Annotated in this window: 18 protein-coding genes; 12 read left to right on the top strand and 6 right to left on the bottom strand. The window is 50.7% G+C overall.

Translation table 11 applies throughout. The features are described 5' to 3' along the window. Window positions 1-390 precede the first annotated feature (390 nt). Entirely contained in the window at window positions 391-2,109 is a 1,719-nt protein-coding gene (locus EFB11_RS03270) for a solute:sodium symporter family transporter (protein WP_243115152.1), read from the top strand. 132 nt (window positions 2,110-2,241) lie between these two features. Beyond that, window positions 2,242-2,949 (top strand): MerR family transcriptional regulator, encoded by a 708-nt coding sequence (locus EFB11_RS03265; protein WP_122788909.1) that lies wholly within the window; start codon window positions 2,242-2,244, stop codon window positions 2,947-2,949. Between the two features lie 101 nt (window positions 2,950-3,050). Here EFB11_RS03265 and rpmB read toward each other — a convergent pair whose 3' ends face one another. Then, window positions 3,051-3,239 carry a 50S ribosomal protein L28 gene (rpmB, locus tag EFB11_RS03260; protein ID WP_122788908.1) on the bottom strand — a complete coding sequence of 63 codons (189 nt, stop codon included), beginning with the start codon at window positions 3,237-3,239 and terminating at the stop codon, window positions 3,051-3,053. A gap of 203 nt (window positions 3,240-3,442) precedes the next feature. Here rpmB and hprK point away from each other — a divergent pair, with 203 nt between their 5' ends. From hprK to EFB11_RS03225, 7 genes are all read left to right on the top strand, one after another. Continuing rightward, complete coding sequence (hprK, locus tag EFB11_RS03255) at window positions 3,443-4,375, top strand: HPr(Ser) kinase/phosphatase (protein WP_122788907.1); 933 nt, start codon at window positions 3,443-3,445, stop codon at window positions 4,373-4,375. Between the two features lie 66 nt (window positions 4,376-4,441). Then, the gene (locus EFB11_RS03250) at window positions 4,442-5,188 is read left to right on the top strand and encodes a phosphatase (RefSeq protein WP_122788906.1); all 747 of its coding nucleotides are present in this window, start codon (window positions 4,442-4,444) and stop codon (window positions 5,186-5,188) included. Between the two features lie 2 nt (window positions 5,189-5,190). Further along, window positions 5,191-6,123, top strand: coding sequence for an ROK family protein (locus EFB11_RS03245; RefSeq protein ID WP_122788905.1), 933 nt, complete (start codon window positions 5,191-5,193; stop codon window positions 6,121-6,123). Window positions 6,124-6,313: 190 nt separating this feature from the next. Further along, window positions 6,314-7,414, top strand: a complete 1,101-nt coding sequence (locus tag EFB11_RS03240) for an N-acetylmuramoyl-L-alanine amidase (RefSeq protein WP_122788904.1) — start codon at window positions 6,314-6,316, stop codon at window positions 7,412-7,414. Between the two features lie 72 nt (window positions 7,415-7,486). Further along, window positions 7,487-8,782 (top strand): N-acetylmuramoyl-L-alanine amidase, encoded by a 1,296-nt coding sequence (locus EFB11_RS03235; protein ID WP_122788903.1) that lies wholly within the window; start codon window positions 7,487-7,489, stop codon window positions 8,780-8,782. Window positions 8,783-8,811: 29 nt separating this feature from the next. Beyond that, complete coding sequence (locus EFB11_RS03230) at window positions 8,812-9,219, top strand: C-GCAxxG-C-C family protein (RefSeq protein WP_122788902.1); 408 nt, start codon at window positions 8,812-8,814, stop codon at window positions 9,217-9,219. Window positions 9,220-9,411: 192 nt separating this feature from the next. Further along, window positions 9,412-9,639, top strand: a complete 228-nt coding sequence (locus tag EFB11_RS03225) for a DUF6514 family protein (RefSeq protein ID WP_122788901.1) — start codon at window positions 9,412-9,414, stop codon at window positions 9,637-9,639. 138 nt (window positions 9,640-9,777) lie between these two features. Here EFB11_RS03225 and EFB11_RS03220 read toward each other — a convergent pair whose 3' ends face one another. Next, window positions 9,778-10,515: a glucosamine-6-phosphate deaminase gene (locus tag EFB11_RS03220; RefSeq protein WP_122788900.1), complete on the bottom strand. Its 738-nt coding sequence runs from the start codon at window positions 10,513-10,515 to the stop codon at window positions 9,778-9,780. A 698-nt stretch (window positions 10,516-11,213) separates the two neighbouring features. On the opposite strand from EFB11_RS03220, the gene EFB11_RS03215 reads away from it, so the two are divergent. The 3 genes from EFB11_RS03215 (at window position 11,214) to EFB11_RS03205 (ending at window position 13,125) form a co-directional block, all read left to right on the top strand. After that, window positions 11,214-11,912 carry a GntR family transcriptional regulator gene (locus EFB11_RS03215; RefSeq protein ID WP_122788899.1) on the top strand — a complete coding sequence of 233 codons (699 nt, stop codon included), beginning with the start codon at window positions 11,214-11,216 and terminating at the stop codon, window positions 11,910-11,912. Window positions 11,913-12,068: 156 nt separating this feature from the next. Continuing rightward, entirely contained in the window at window positions 12,069-12,497 is a 429-nt protein-coding gene (locus EFB11_RS03210; RefSeq protein WP_164706582.1) for a hypothetical protein, read from the top strand. A gap of 64 nt (window positions 12,498-12,561) precedes the next feature. After that, the gene (locus EFB11_RS03205; RefSeq protein WP_122788897.1) at window positions 12,562-13,125 is read left to right on the top strand and encodes a hypothetical protein; all 564 of its coding nucleotides are present in this window, start codon (window positions 12,562-12,564) and stop codon (window positions 13,123-13,125) included. A gap of 53 nt (window positions 13,126-13,178) precedes the next feature. Here the strand turns inward: EFB11_RS03205 and EFB11_RS03200 are convergent, their stop codons facing one another. From EFB11_RS03200 to amrA, 4 genes are read right to left on the bottom strand one after another with little or no spacing between them, the layout of a single operon-like run. Then, window positions 13,179-13,511 (bottom strand): TIGR04076 family protein, encoded by a 333-nt coding sequence (locus tag EFB11_RS03200; RefSeq protein ID WP_122788896.1) that lies wholly within the window; start codon window positions 13,509-13,511, stop codon window positions 13,179-13,181. 46 nt (window positions 13,512-13,557) lie between these two features. Then, window positions 13,558-14,118: a flavin reductase family protein gene (locus EFB11_RS03195; protein WP_122788895.1), complete on the bottom strand. Its 561-nt coding sequence runs from the start codon at window positions 14,116-14,118 to the stop codon at window positions 13,558-13,560. 27 nt (window positions 14,119-14,145) lie between these two features. Continuing rightward, window positions 14,146-14,970 (bottom strand): AmmeMemoRadiSam system radical SAM enzyme, encoded by an 825-nt coding sequence (gene amrS, locus EFB11_RS03190; RefSeq protein WP_122788894.1) that lies wholly within the window; start codon window positions 14,968-14,970, stop codon window positions 14,146-14,148. Continuing rightward, window positions 14,967-16,355, bottom strand: a complete 1,389-nt coding sequence (gene amrA / locus EFB11_RS03185; protein WP_122788893.1) for an AmmeMemoRadiSam system protein A — start codon at window positions 16,353-16,355, stop codon at window positions 14,967-14,969. Before amrA ends, amrS begins: the two co-directional genes overlap by 4 nt. Between the last annotated feature and the right edge of the window lie 144 nt (window positions 16,356-16,499).

Raw genomic sequence — 16,499 nt, 5'->3', positions numbered from 1 at the left:
ATGGAAAATGCAGTAAAAACCGCAAGGAAACAAAACTATACTTCGTAATTAAAAGGGGAGTCATCTTTAGATACGGTGAAAAAACGCGGTCAGTTTGCGAATCTTATCACAAAAATGTGAAATGTCCGTACAGAAGAAACCCAACATGTGTGCAAATAAACAAAAATACTAAATGATAGAAAATATATTTGAAAGTAAAAGACCAAGATGTTATCATTTATATGCAAAGATTGGACAATTCAAAATTCGAATCGAAAATTTTTGCTTTCAGGAAGAAGGGAGATGTGAAAAAGCACAGAACCGCAAGATAAAAGAATTGTCTATGCATGCACAGGTATTGTCCAAAGGGGGGGCAAGGCCTGGGAAAGTTCGTAAAGAGAAAGGGAGAATATGATGCAGTTTTTCAATTCTATTGCTTTTACTGCGATCACATTTGTGGGCTTCACGGCGCTTGTTGCAATTATCTCTTGGTGGAAAACGCGCGGTGATAACTTGGACACGCAAGACGGCTACTATCTGGCTGGCCGTGGTCTGACTGGTCCGGTCATTGCAGGTTCGCTGCTGATGACCAACCTGTCGGCAGAACAGCTGGTCGGTAACAACGGCCAGGCCGTTCGTGTTGGTATGAGTACGATGGGCTGGGAAGTAACCTCAGCAATCGCGCTGGTTATTCTGGCGTTCGTGCTGATGCCGAAGTATTTGAAAACCGGTCTGACGACCGTACCGGAATTTTTCCGGGAGCGTTACGATGAAGGCACCCGTCGTTTGGTATCCATCATCGTTCTGCTCAGCTATGTTGTCATCATGCTGCCGAACATCCTGTACGCAGGTGCACAGGTATTCGTCAACATTTTCGGCATTGACAAGCTTTTGAACATTTCTTATTTTGCTGCGATTGCGCTGGTTTGTGTGGCAACCGCAATCGTAGGTTCCATCTATGCGATCTTTGGCGGCCTGAAGGCAATCGCGCTGTCGGACTCCATCAATGGTCTGGGTCTGATTGTCGGCGGTCTGCTGGTGCCGGTCTTTGGCCTGATGTTCCTGTCCGGCCAGCTCGGCGGCGATGGCAGCTTCCTGGATGGCTTTGATAAGTTCTTACATACCGACCCGGCTTACCTCAACTCGATCAACGAGGCCAACTCGCCCGAGCCGTGGCTGCCGTGGCCGCTGCTGCTGACCGGCCTGCTGGTCAACAACATGTACTATTGGGCAACCAACCAGTCGATCATCCAGCGTGCCTTTGGTGCAAAGAACCTGAAGGAAGCACAGAAGGGCGCGGTATTCGCAGGTTTCCTGAAGATCATGACTCCGCTGATCATCGTTGTGCCGGGCGTTATCTGCGCACTGGCTTACCCGGGCCAGGACTGGGGCAGCGGCGACTCCGCATACCCGATGCTGGTTGCAGAGGTTATGCCTAAGCCGGTACTGGGCTTCTTCGCAGCCGTTATGTTTGGCGCGATCTTGTCCTCGTTCAACTCGGTTCTGAACTCGGCATCGACCATCTATGCACTCGATATTCACCGTCCGCTGTTTAACCCCACGGCATCCGATGCCCGTATGGTTAAGATCGGTCAGAATTTCGGTACGGTTGTTGCAGTTATTTCGACCATCATGAGCCCGTTCATGCTGTACATGGGCGGTATCACCAGCTTCGTAAACTCGGCGTTTGCAGCGTTCAATACCCCGATCTTCGTTTGCCTGCTGTGCGGCTTCTTCTGGAAGAAGGTTCCGTCCATTGCGGCCAAGATCGTTATCCCGGTACACGTTGTGCTGTACTTTACGCTCCAGTTTGGTCTGCGTAATGTGATTCCGTGGCTGAAGGATGTACACTATCTGTACTTCACCGCTGTACTGTTCATCTTTGACATGCTGCTCATGTGGGTCATCGTCAAGAAGAACCCGCGTCCGACCGATTTCGTTCTGAAGGATGCTGGTGCGGTTGACCTGACTCCGTGGAAGCACGGCAAGTTCTGGGCAACGGTTACGCTGCTCATCATGGTATTGGCGTATATCATCTTCTCGCCCCTTGGCTTTGGCAAGAGCGACACATCCACCTATCAGCGCTATCTGGAGAACCAGACTTCGGCAGCTGAAATGGTGCAGGAATAACACTGGAATGCAAAACAGGACGAGCCCAGGCTCGTCCTGTTTTTTTATTTTTTTCGGAAGAAATTTTTCAAATTCTCTTGACTTTCCCCTTGGTGGAAGGTGTATGATGACAGACGAAGAGAGGTGATCACGATGCGAATCAAACAAGTGGCAGAACAGATCGGGATAACCGAAAAGAACATTCGCTTTTATGAGCAGGAAGGTCTGCTCCATCCCAAGCGGTGTGGTGCATATCGGGACTATGGCCCTGACGATTTGGAACGCCTGAAACAGATTAAATTTTTACGCCGTCTGGGGATCTCCCTGGCCTGCATCAAGCAGACGCTGGAAGGGGAGATCACCCTGCGCGATTGCATTGATTTGCGGCGGGAAGAGTTGCGCCAAGAGCAGATGAATCTCAAACAGATCGACCGCATCTGCCGGGAGCTGCAATCGGCTCCTGTGCGTTTGGAAGGACTGGCGGTCGATGGATACCTGCAAGAGATGGACCGCCAGGAAAGCCTGGGACAGCGCTTTATCAACATTGCGTATGACTATCTGACGAGAGCCAAAAACATCTGGCCGACCCCGGAGTTTTGGTTTGAGCCCCAGGACCCTATTTTAAAGCGCGAAGATTTCACCAATGAATTGATGGAGTATTGCAGGCGGGAGCACCGTACGCTGGACATCGTGCACGAAGGTCTGGAACCGGTGGCCTACGTGGACGGAAAGAAATATCTGTTTCTTTTGGAGCAGCCGCATATGCTGGAACTGAAGGGACTCTTGCGGGTGTTTCTGCCGTTTTTTACGGTCAATACCTACGGCTTTAAATTTGCGTATGCGTATCCCTATCAGACATAACAAAAGAAGGCCGTCCGCATAAGCGGACGGCCGTTGGTTTTTGCGCATGAAAAAAACCGCTCTGAAAACAGAGCGGTTCATTTTGGTCAATGTACGGGCGCTTAGATAGCGCGGGTAACCTTGCCGGAGCGGAGGCACCGAGTACATACGTTGACATGGCGGGGAGTACCGTCTACAATAGCCTTTACACGACGGACATTCGGCTTCCAAGTCCGGTTGGAACGTCTGTGGGAGTGGGAAACCTTAATACCGAAGGTAACGCCCTTGCCGCAAATATCGCACTTTGCCATTTTCCTGCACCTCCTTATCTACAAGGCATTGAGTAACGCATATTATATTACCACAAAGTCATCCGGAATGCAAGCCTATTTGACAAAATAATTTGAAAGAGGAAAAAAATATGTCCCGGCTTCTGCGGGAAGCGTTGAAAAAAACAGAAAAATCCGTTATAATAACCATAACGATTCTCCAAAATACTGGGAGGGCTTTAAGAATGCAGCTAAAAGAGTTTGGCGTTTGCCTGGGTGATCTGATCCAGGAATTTAATTTTGAAGTGATCTACGGGCCGGACGGATTTGATAAAATAGAAATCACCAAGGATGACGTGAGCCGCCCGGGTTTGCAGCTTGCCGGCTTTTTTGACTTTTTTGACCCCAACCGTTTGCAGGTCATGGGCAAGGTGGAAACCACCTATGTTGAAAGCTTTGAACCGGAAAAGCGCACCGAGATTTTTGAGCGTCTGTTTTCTGCCGGTATCCCGGCCATGATTATCTCGCGCAACATCGATATTTTCCCCGAGTGTTTGGAAGCGGCAAAGAAATATGGCGTCCCGCTGCTGCGCACCAATGAATTTACGTCGACCATCATCAATGCCATCGTGGCATCCCTGAAAGTGTCGCTCGCGCCGCGCATTACGCTCCATGGTGTACTCATTGAGATCTACGGTGAAGGTGTTCTGCTGCTGGGCGATTCGGGCGTCGGTAAGTCGGAGACGGCAATCGAGCTGGTCAAGCGCGGCCACCGTCTGATCGCGGACGATGCGGTCGAGATCAAGCGCGTGTCGGACAAGACTCTGGTTGGTACGTCGCCGGATGTCATTCGGTATTTCATCGAGCTGCGTGGCATCGGTATCGTTGATGTGCGCCGCATCTTTGGTGTGGGCTCGGTTAAGCTGACCGAAAAGATCGAAATGGTCATCAACCTGGAAAACTGGGAAGAAGGCAAGCAGTATGACCGCCTGGGCCTGGAAGGCCAGACGACCAGCATTTTGGACATCCGTGTGCCGTCTTTGACCATCCCGGTCAAGCCGGGCCGAAATCTGGCCGTCATCATCGAAGTTGCAGCGATGAACAACCGCTACAAAAAGATGGGTTACAATGCAGCAAAGGAACTGCAAGAACGTATGCTCCGCTCGTTTGGCGGCTAAAAGCAAAATGGTATGGGCTGTGGCGGTTGTGTCGCAGCCCATGTTTATGGATGGAAAGGAACGAATATGAAAATCATTGCAGATTTGCACACACATACCAATGTGTCGCATCATGCACACAGTACGCTGACCGAAATGGTCCAAGGGGCCAAACGGGCCGGACACCGTGCGATTGCAATCACCAATCACGGTCCGGCGATGGAGGATGGCGCCCATCAGTGGCATTTTGCCAATCTGAACATTGTGCCGCGAAAGATTGACGATGTGGTAGTCCTGCGCGGTGTGGAACTCAACATTCTTCCGCCGGACGGCGGCATCGACCCGATCGAATTGCGGTATCTGAAAAACTTGGATTATGTGATCGCCTCGTTCCATGTGCAGGCCTTCCTGCCGGCTGGCCCTGAAGTACACACCTTGGCGCTGGAAAATATTCTGCGCAATCCATACGTCACGACGCTGGGCCATCTGGGCTCGGAAGAATTTGCCTTTGATCAGGAACGCATCATTTCCCAGTGCAATGAATTTGGGAAAATCGTGGAGATCAATAATAATTCCTTGGCCATCCGCCGCGGAAGCCGCAAAAACTGCACCAGCATTGCCAAGTTGTGCATGAAGTACCGGGTGCCCATCGTGGTGACCAGCGATGCGCATATTTCGTATATGGTCGGCAAAGTGCAGGATGCCATGCAGATGCTGGAGGAAATCGATTTTCCGGAAGAACTGATTCTCAATACCGATTGGGATCGTCTGGCAGCGTATTTTCAAAAAATCCGTGGTTTGGATATCAATAGCTTTCAAGAGGGAGAAGTGTAAAGATGCGCATTGGAATTGATTTGGGCGGCACCAATACTGTGGTCAGCCTGTGCCAGGAAGATGGCAAGATGCTGTGCAAAAAGGGCCTGCCCACCCGCACCGGGCAGCCGGAGCAAATGAAGGAAGATATGAAGACCCTGGCGCTGGCCTTGTGTCAAGAGCAGGGGATCGCACCTGATGCCGTGACCCAAATCGGCATCGGCGTACCGGGTACCTTTGAAAAGGAAACCGCGACGTTGGTGTTTGGCACCAATCTGGGCATGAACAACGTTTGCTTTGCACAGGTATTCGCGCCTGAGTTTGCGTGCCCGGTCAAGCTGGACAATGACGCCAATTGTGCCGCTTTGGGTGAAGTCATTGCAGGCGCGGGGACCGGCTGTCAGAATGCTGTCATGGTCACCCTGGGCACCGGTGTCGGCGGCGGTATTGTCATCGATGGCAAGGTATACAGCGGCTGCAACGATGTTGCAGGCGAAATTGGCCACATGGTCGTTGCGGTGGACGGCTTGCCGTGCAACTGCGGCCGCAAGGGCTGCTTGGAAGCCTATGCGTCGGCAACCGGGATGATTCGTTTGGCGACCATGGCTCTAGAAAAGGGCGGAGAAAGCCTGTTGCGGGAAAAGATGCAGGCCAACGACGGCAAACTGACTGCGAAGATGGTCTGCGATGCCCGGGATGAAGGCGACGCACTGGCTGCCGAAGTGTTTGATGAGTATTGCAAATATCTGGCCAGCGGTCTGACCAGCCTGGTCAACATCCTGCAGCCGGAAAAGATGATTATCGGCGGCGGCGTGGCCGGCTATGGGGAAAAGCTGTTGCAGCCTCTGCGTGAGATCGTCGAGCGGGACAGTTTCCACGGCATTGGAAAAAATACGCAGATTGTCCAGGCTGTGCTTGGAAACGACGCCGGACTGATTGGCGCGGCTATGCTATAACTGAAAAATACCTGAAGAAAAGTGGCGATTTCGCCACTTTTTTTGTGAAAAATCCGACGCATTTTACAAATATGTTACACATAAAGTGCAAAACTTGTACCCGAAAGAAATTGATGCTATATTGTAACTATTCGGTTTTTTATTTTTCATCCGGCCCGGTGGCCGGGCCCTTGTAGAAAGGAAGTCCCTCATGTTAAAAAGAATGACGGCGCTGGCCGTAGCCCTATGGATGTTGCTCATTGGGGGTGTGACTGCGTTGGCAGCCGATAAGACAGCGCTGGCCAATACGATGGATATTCTGCTGGACGGACAGTCTGTCCGTCCGGAAGGTTATGTGATCGAAGGCTATACCTATTTTAAACTGCGTGACATCGCGTATCTGATGCAGAATAAATCCTGCAAGTTCAGCGTGGGTTACAATGCCTCCAGCCGCAGCATTTCGATCAAAACCCAGTCGGCATACAGTCCGGATGGCAGCGAAATGGAGAGTACCGCAACCGGAAGCAAGCGTGCTACCCCGTCGACCATGACGGTTTTGGTGGATGGCACTAAAAAATCGTTGGACGCCTACAACATCGGCGGCTATACCTATTATAAGCTGCGTGATTTGGGAAGCGCGCTGGGATTCAGTGTAGGCTTTGTCGACAGCAGCCGGCAAATCACCATTACCACCGAACCGGCCGAGCCGGAGCCGGATTTTGATACCGACGCGCATCTGGATGGCAAACTCACCATCCTGCTCGATCCGGGTCACGGCGGCGCCGACCCCGGCGCTTCCAGCCCGGACGGTCAGTATGATGAAAACCATCTCAACCTGGAAGTAGCGCTCTACCTGCGGGATATGCTGCAAGCTCAGGGCGTGACCGTGTATATGACACGTACGGATACTGATACCTATCCATCTCTGGATGACCGGGCGGACATGATTAAGCAATACCGGGAATCGCTCGATTTCTTCCTGTGTATCCATCACAACTCGGGCGGCGGCACGGGTGCAGAGGTCTTAGTACCTTCCGATGCCCAGGACCCGTCTGGATACAGCAAAGAAATGGCGGAACTGATTTTGGAGGAGTTTGAGGAACTCGGCCTGCGCAACCGCGGCGACAAAGATGGTTCGGGTATGCGTGTGCTGCGCGGAGCATCGGAAAACGATGTGCCTGGAGTGCTGACCGAATTTTGCTTCCTCGATACCGATGACATTGCCTTTGTATCCACCACTGAAGGCCGTAAGGCCGAAGCTGCGGCACTGTATCGGGCCATCATGGCATTCTTCCAGGACCATGCTTATTAAGCGGCTTGCACAGCCAGGAAGCGCGTGGTATACTGAAAACGATTGTAAAAAATACGGGAGAAAGGAATTGAAATGCGCAAAAAATTACTTTGTGGGATGTTGGCTTTGCTGATGCTGTTTGCAGCAGTCGCACCGGCGTTGGCGGCTGAAACCGATGTCTATGCCGCTGGCAAAACGGCATATGTCAGCAAAATGGAGATTTTTCTCGATGGTGAACAGGTTTATCCGTCCGGCTATTTGATCAGTACAGGGGATTCGGCCTATACATATTTTAAAATCCGTGACATCGCCTATTTGATGCGCGATAAGGAATGCAAGTTCAATGTCGAGTACGATGCGGCAACCGATTCGATCATTGCCACCCGTGGGGAAACCTATGTGGGGGATGGCACCGAATTGCAGCCGGTCGGCAGCGGCAATCAGATTGCCACAGCGGCCAATCTGCCCATTCTGGTCGATGGCGAAGAAGTCACCATGGATGCTTACACCGTCAAGGGCTTTACGTATTATAAGCTGCGTGACATTGGCGAAACCTTTGGGTTTGAAGTCGATTATCGCAATGACAGCAAGCAGGGCATCATGAAAACTCCGGGCTACGTAGAACCCGAGCCGGAGCCCGAACCCGAACCCGAACCGACTCCAGAGCCTACCCCAGATCCGGAACCCACGCCGGACCCGGAGCCCGTGCCCAATCCGGCCCCTGAGCCGGAGCCGGAAACCTCTCACATTGATGGTCAGCTTACGGTGCTGATCGACGTGGGACATGGCGGCTCGGATGGCGGCTCGAGTGGTATTGCTCCGAGCACGTATGTAAACTACAAGGGCGAAACAGTCAAGGCCGGCTCCACTATGCAGGAGAAGGACTTTAACCTGCCTGTGGCGCTCTATCTGCGCGATATGCTGGAAGCAAGTGGCGTAAACGTCATTATGACCGCCGAGGAAGATAAGTATGTATCCTTTGCGACCCGCAAAGAAATCATCGAAGAAAATGCCGATGTTGCCGATTTCTGCTTCAGCGTGCATCACAATGCGTATAACGGCAATGCAGCTGGATTCGAGATTCTGGCACAGATCCAATATGAAAACGGCGGCGCTGGTAAGGAATTGGGCGCGACGCTGGAGAAATATTATTATGCCAACGGACGCACCCGGCATCGTCCGACGGTGTTCCGCCATGGACAGAATGGTGACTATTATGCCATCCTGCGCTATGCAGCGAACGTTGACATGCTGGCCGTCATCAGCGAATATGCATTTATTGACAACAGCGGCGATGTAGCCTGCGTTTTGTCGGATGCAGGTCTTCGTGCAGAAGCCCAGGCCATGCACGACGCCATCTTGGAGTTTTTCTCCACACATGAATATTAAGAGCAATGGTTGGAAAGGAAGGATACTTCATGGAAAGTCGAGTTGAGAAAGCAGTAGAGCTGCATCATAAGGGATACAACTGCGCGCAGTCGATCGTTTGTGCTTACTGTGACCTGTTTGGTATAGACGAGGAGACGGCCTACAAAGCCAGCGAAGCGTTTGGCTTTGGAATGGGTCAGATGGAAGTCTGCGGTGCTTTGACAGGCGCCTGCATGCTGGCAGGCTTGAAAAACAGCGGTGGCTTGGCACAGGTCGGCAAGACCAAAGCACAGACCTATAAGCTGGACCGCGTTTTGGGAGAGGCATTCCGCGAAATGAACAAAAGCGTGCTGTGCCGGGACCTGAAAGGGGTAGAAACCGGTGTAGTACTCCGCTCGTGCGACGGCTGTGTGGAAGACGGTGCACGGCTGGTTGAGAAATATTTACTGGAAGACTAAATTCGACACAACAAAGAAGGCTACTTGTGTAAAATGGTACACAGGTAGCCTTTTTTTAAAATTATATCCGAGTAAACTTTGATTAAAATGCGGTTTTACGACAAACTTCGACAAAATTCGCGGTTGGCTGTATGGTAAAATCAGAAAGAAATCAAAGGGCTTGCAAGAAATTAAGTTAGGGGGTTTTTTATAATGTTGGAATATGTTGCAGTGAACCAACCAGCAACAAAAGAAGAAGGAGAAGAGGGAACCGTCAGCAGCGGGGTGGCGGCCTATCAGGATGATTGCCTGGTAGACACGATCGAAGATGTTGTACCGGACTTTGCAGAAGCAAAGCAGCTGGCACAGATGCTGAATCGGTTTGAGGTATCATTGCTTCATTTCCATGATGTCGTGGAAGATTACATAGCCCAACGTTAAAATGCGAGTGCCAAGCGCATGACTTTATGCTTGGTGTAGATGAAAAAACTAGACCCATTCGGGCTAACGATACAATCAACATATGAAACACAAAAACGGCGCGACTCTTTGTCGCGCCGTTTTGCATTGGGAGATTTTTTAGTTTTTCCAGCCGATTTCAGCAGCCAGAGCTTCATCAATGACAATCGTGACATCACGATGCATCTTGAGCACCGTAGCCGGTACATCTGCGGTGACCTCATCGTCGAGCAGGACCTTGCGCAGAGCCGGAGCCTTGTTGGCACCCGTTGCGATCAAAACGATCTTGCCAGCCTTCAGAATGTCGCCCAGACCCATGGTCATCGCTTCGGTCGGTACGTCTGCTTCGTTTTCGAAGAAACGAGCGTTGGCCTTGATGGTGCTTTCTTCGAGCTTCTGTACGTGTACGCCGGAAATCATCGTGCCCGGTTCATTGAAGCCGATGTGGCCGCTGACACCGATGCCCAGAAGCTGGATGTCTACGAAATGGCCATCACCATACAGCTTTTCATTAAACAGAGCGATTTCCTTTTCCGGGTCGTTCTTGCCCGAAGCTACAAAGGTGCGTGCAAGGTCGATACCAGCCGGAATGAAGAAACGCTGGTTCATATAGTAACGGTAGCTTTGGTCGTTGGTCGGATCCATCCCCATGTATTCGTCGAGGTTCACTGTGGTGATCTGCGAGAAATCAACTTCGCCTTTCTTGCAGGCATCAACCATAATCGGGTATACCGGTTCCGCGGTACCACCAGTAGCCAGACCAAGCTTGGAAGCAGGGTTTGCACGAACCTGGTCCAGAATCATATTGGCAGTAACCTGACAGGACTCTTCATAATTCTTTGTAACGATAACTTTCATAGTGGAACGCTCCTTTTATTATTTTTGGGGTTGCACCTCTTGGATATGTCCATTATATATGACCCAAATCAAAAAAACAAGAGGAATTTTGAAAAAAAGTATTCATATGAAATAAAAATCCGTAAATTTCTTCATTTATATGTAAAAGAATGAAAGAATATTTGATTTTTATGCAAGAATTATGGATATATCCAGTGGGTTGTTGCTTGCAATCAAAAAATAGCTAATTTTACGAATCAATAAACTTGATTTATGGCGTATTTCGCTGTTAATACGGGAAAAATGAAACAATTTTAATTGAAAATGAGCAGATGTTGTGCACTATAAAAATATAGCCAGGTATAGGGTCTGGATAAGAAATATATGACCACGATTGCGGCAGAAGCAGTCCAGAATCTCGATATATCCACGCATTGGTGCAGGAAACAGGAGTAAACCGGTGATTTTATGAATCTTGCGCTATGTCCAATCTTTTGAGTGGCTGCTGGAATCGTGCATTGCTGGTTCTTTTAGAGATTTTCCATATTGCAAGCCAAGCGAAAAAACCAACTGGAATGTCAGGAGTGCACGATTTTTTGCCTCAAATTCCGGGATAGATGGCAAAACAGTGCTGGATATCTCCAGATAGTTATAGTATAATAAGGCTATCCCCATGGTGCGTTTATGGATCATTTCGTACTCGGAAAGGAGAAGCTTTTTTGGATAAAAAATTTTTAGAAGTCAAAGTTCGTATTCGGGATGAAATCTGCAAATTAGCGCCCAATACGAAACTTCCCAGCGAACGCGATCTGATCGAAAAATTTGGATATTCTCGCCCGACCATTCAAAAGGCATTGACCGAACTGGAAAAAGAAGGCGTGATTTATCGCATTGCACGCCAAGGTTCTTTTGTAGCAGATCGTCGGTTGCGCAAATCTTTAAACCGTCTGCAAAGCTTTAAGGAGGATATGCTCGCGGGAGGCGATACACCAACAACACGACTGCTTTCGTTCGAAAAAGTGGAAGCCGATGAAGCGGTGGCCGATCATTTGAATGTAGCGATCGGGGACCCGGTCTATCGAATCGTTCGGGTGCGCTGCAAAAATGGGGACCCGATCATTTATGACATCAACCATTTTTGCCCGTTCTGCATCAAGGGCATTGGATGTGAAACCTTGGTGGAATCCATTTATGATTATATTGAGCAGACCAATGGGTTTCATCCTTCTATGGCAGAAGAAACCATCGACGCCATCCTGCCCGATGAGGAAATCGCCCGGCAGCTTGGCCTGCCGCCCAATGCACCGGTCATCAAAATTGAAATGACAGCCTATCTGTCGGATGGCCGTGCGTTTGAATATACCATTTCATACAAGAATCCGAAAAAATATTGTTTGGAGATTCGGTCCTATCGTTAAAACAACCGTCAGCCCTTTTCAAAAGGAAGCTGACGGTTTTCTTTTCTGGATGGAGCGGCTTAAGTGGAGATTTTCTCCGGTGCAGTGGTTATGTAGCTGGACCGATTTGTCGATATATAAATTATATCAACGAAATCTGGAAAGGGATGGGAAGGTATGGACACTATCGAACGCGTTGTTATAGCCTGTCCGAAATGCAAACAGAAACTCCGGTGCGAAGCAGGGGGAGCCGGTACATGCCCCAAGTGTGGAACCCATGTAACATTCCCAGATAGCATCTATCAAGCAGATCCGGAATTGAATCGCTTTGAATTGGAACGCATTTATAAAGAAAAAGCAAAAAGTATGGCACAGGAAGATGACGATGAGGACACAAAAGGTGGCCGCGGTCGCAAAGGCGGCAAAATTGTCAAGCGAATCTTACTGGTGATTTTGTTGCTGGCTGTTATCGGCGGTTTGGTCTTTGGTGGGCTCAAAGTCAAAGATATGCTGACCAAATCCAAGGAGAAAGAAGAAGATCCCAGCGCCTATGCAATCAGTGTATGGGTAAACGATAAAGAGGCGGATGCTGTGGCAGTGATCTAAGCTGCGTATAAATCCTATGTGACCAAAGCATCCGGATAGGGTCGTGATGAGGATGCCAAATCGTGTGAAAAATATCGTACTTTTTCTGCTGGTCGTTTTGGCAATTGCCTTGATCGGGTTCTCTTTGCATGGCTTGTTACAGGATAAGTGGGAGCCGATTGCAGAAAGTCTAACGAATTTTATGGACCAGATTCAAAAGTCGGCATCCACATCTTCTGCGCCAGCTCCGGACCAGAGCGTGGTTCCAACGCCGCCCGCTCCGCAAGAGGAGACCGGCGTTGAGGATTTGACCTATCAGAAGGGTGCCAATCCGGATATTGATGACAGAATCCAAGCAGAGTTGGAGCGTATCATTCCAGAATGGAATGTATGGGAAAAAGAGCCGGTCAATGGACACTACTACATGAAGGCAGGAGAGTATGCTGCCACTTTCCAAAATACGACCGGAGTTTCATTCCCACGGATTAAGTTTGTCTTTTCCTTTGAGGATACGAACGGAACCAGTTTACAAAAGGTCGATCTATACGATGGACCTTTGGAGAAGGAAGGCTCGATTGTGCTCCCGGTTACGGTCGATCAATCCGGCACATACGCGCATGGCACGGTATACTGGGGCTATGAACTATAAATAGAAAGACCTTGTTGCTCATTGCAACAAGGTCTTTTTGGTGTATCCACACATCACGTTTTGTTTTGTGAAATCTCATCGGTGGCTTCCAATTTAAAAATAACCGGACGCAGGCCGTCATTGCAGCTGCAAATCGCTACGCCAGGTTTGCGAATCCAGTCGCCATAGTAAAACAGTTCTTTTTCAGCCCCGTGAGCCAGGGCAAATACGTACTGATAAATGGCCTTCCAGGCCTCATCACAGAGCCCTTCCGGTTTGGCGTAGTCAGCATAGAAGACTTGTCCCGCTTGAAGCATGGGGCAGGTGGTGAGTCCTTCGACGCCGTATTCCGCGGCCAGCTCGGTATCCAGAGTGGTTTTTAGAACCGTGATTTTGACTCGTTTCATCGGATGATTCCTTTCGAATGCTGTATCTTGTGGTTTTGACGCCGTTTTATTTGAGTGAAAGCCCATCTCGGAAGGCATTGCCCACCTTTTCACCCAGCTTGCGATAGGTGTTGTGGATGGGGTCAAAGATAATCGGCTGGAGCTTGTCGGGGTCGATTTTGCCTTCTGCATCCAGTACCGATGTGTCGGCACTGACATTGACGATCTCACCCACCAAACGGCAGCTTTCCGGATCATAGCTGACCAGACGGCATTCTACTGCCATGGGTAGTTCGTCAATCAGGGGAGCATCTACAAATTCCGATTTGGTGGTGTGCCAGCCTGCCTTTTCCAGCTTGTTGGACACCGCATTACCGGATTCGATGCCAACATAATCACAAGCTACCATTTGTTCTGCCGTAGCCATGCTGACCGTGAACGCTTTACGGGCCAGAATGTTGGTAGTGGTCTTGTGTTCGGCGCTGATGCACATGGACAGCTCTTGATCGTCACTGATGCCGCCCCAGGCTGCATTCATGGCATCCGGAGTACCATCCTCTCCGTAGGTGGCGAGGATAAAGACCGGCTGAGGATAGGTCCACGGCTTGGCTCCAAAATTTTTACGCATATCAAATACCTCCTAGTGTATGGATTTTCAGCAATTTCCCGTGTAAACCGTATGCAGTTTTTCTCGTGCCACATCGGCTAAGCGATAAACTGTTTCTACCGGGGTGGGTAGACGGTCGGTCATGCAGTGGCGGGGAAAGAAGCGGGAAACGTGCAACGGGATGTCTGGGCTGACCGAAGCCAACCAAGAGGATAAAGCGCGCATTTCGTCTTCGCTGTCATTTTCGTCCGGTACGATTAAGGTAGTCACTTCCACGTGGCAGCTTTGTGCCGCCAGACGAATCGAACGCTTTACCGTTTCCAAGTCACCGCCCAAGGTATGATACCAGCTTTCCTGAAAGCCTTTCAGGTCAATGTTGACTGCGTCGATTTGCGGCAGCAAAGCACGCCAGGGGGCATCCTCTATGGTGCCATTGGTCACAAGCACATTGAGCATACCGGCTTCGTGTACAAGAGCGGCACAGTCCCTTACATATTCATAGCCAACCAAAGGCTCATTGTATGTGTAGGCGATGCCAATATTGCCGCGGTCCTGTAAGCGGACAGCTTCCCGCACCAGTGCTTCCGGGGAACAATCCTGGGTGCGGCTTTCCGGTCCGGCAGTAGCGATGGCCGCGTTCTGGCAAAAGGGACAATGAAGGTTGCAGCCAAAGCTGCCCACCGATAAAATCATGCTGCCAGGATGGAATTGGCGCAGCGGCTTTTTCTCAATAGGGTCCAGAGCAAGCGCAGTCAGTTTACCATAATTGAGAGAGACTATTTGTCCATGACGATTGGCACGGGCTCGGCACAAGCCGGTCTGTCCTTCGTGTAGCTTACAGTGATGAAAGCACAGGTCGCATCGAATACTCATAAATGCCGCACCACCCGAAAACGTTCGATTTGATACCGATCTTTTGCGGAGATGCCGCCTTTTTGACAGGCGATATGCAGTTGCTGCTCGACGGTGTCCACGCCGTCCAGATCGGGAAGCAGCAGACCACGCCGCTGGCCACAGCTGACGATTACGCCGTATTGCTTGGGGTCCAGCTGGGCAGGGGAGTCCACAGGCTCAGGCTGCCCTAGCACATCCACGCTATATTCCAGGGTATCCAGTTCGTCGGCACGTACGGTAGGGAATCGTGGGTCACGGGAACCAGCAGATATGGCATTTTGTACGATCTCCCAAGCGACGTTTTCCTGCGTGGGGACAATGGTGCCGATGCAGCCTCGTAGCCGCCCGTTGATATGCAGCGAAACAAAGGCTCCGGCAGTGGGGCTGGTCAGTTCGGAGGGCAGGTCATCGGGCAAACGTTCCAAGCGATGGCCGGTGCGCACATAGGTCTCCAGCGAGAGCCGTGCCAGCCGTACCCAGGCATCCTCTCTGGCACGGCATTCCTCCAGATGGGCGCGCTGCGCCTGCTCGCAGGCAATTGCAAAGCAGCGGGTGGAATCCGGGCCTGTGACTGGGAACAATGCTACCGCATATCCCACGCCAAAAGGTCCTTCATGGCTGAGAAGCTGGGGAGCTACGGCAAGTCCATCCAAAGCGCCTGCCATCATCTGAAAGGCACGCAGACCACACTCGGCCGCCCGCTCACAAAGGGATGGATTCAGGGCGAGAAACTGTAAAAAATCCGCAGAGGCCATTGCTTGTGTAACGGCTTTGTCGAATATCGGGCCTTCGGATGCAAAACCATAGGGGCCGTCGTCTTTGAGCTTGTGGGAGAGGTCGCCGCTGGCCACGAACACGGCACGGCGGCCCAATTGTTCGACCGCTTTGGCTACGCACTGTCCTAGCCGGTAATGGTCCAAAGAGGAAAAGCCGGACAAGCCCATCCGTATGATGGGGCAATGGACCCCAGCTCGTTGCAGAAAATAAAGCGGAATCAAGACACCATGGTCAAGGGCAGGGTCTCGCTGGCCGAGCGTCCCAGCTTCGAGCCCGACAGCCTGTGCCTGGGATATGATCTCGTCGCGTAAAGCGGTATCATAGGACACTTGAATCCGTACCTGTGGTGCACCGAAGGCAGACATGTCTCCTGCGGCAGCGCGGCCAGGAGCAATGTGAAAATAGTCCCCATATAAAATCGTATGGGGCGAAGCAACAATCAGGACATCTGGGTCCCAACGAGCGACTTCTTCGGCGGCCATGGACATTGCGCGGCCGGTAGCAGCAATTTCTCGTTCTCGTCCATGCCCCACTTCGGGCAGTAATACTGGCGGGTGAGGGGGCAGTATGGCACCGAGCATTGGCATAGGGGTCACTCCTTCCTGTAAATCTCTTTATCTTCAGTATAGCACAGTAAAGCAAACGGCAAAAGATGGGTTTACACAAAATGAATCCGTCCGAAAACCGAAGGTTTTGTCACAGGAATGTCAAAACGATCGGCTACTATCATA

Origin of the sequence: Intestinibacillus sp. Marseille-P6563 (assembly GCF_900604335.1) — a bacterium.
Taxonomy (GTDB): domain Bacteria; phylum Bacillota; class Clostridia; order Oscillospirales; family Butyricicoccaceae; genus Butyricicoccus_B.
The sequence above is the reverse complement of the archived record's forward strand: the minus strand, read 5'-3'. Positions and strand labels throughout refer to the sequence as shown.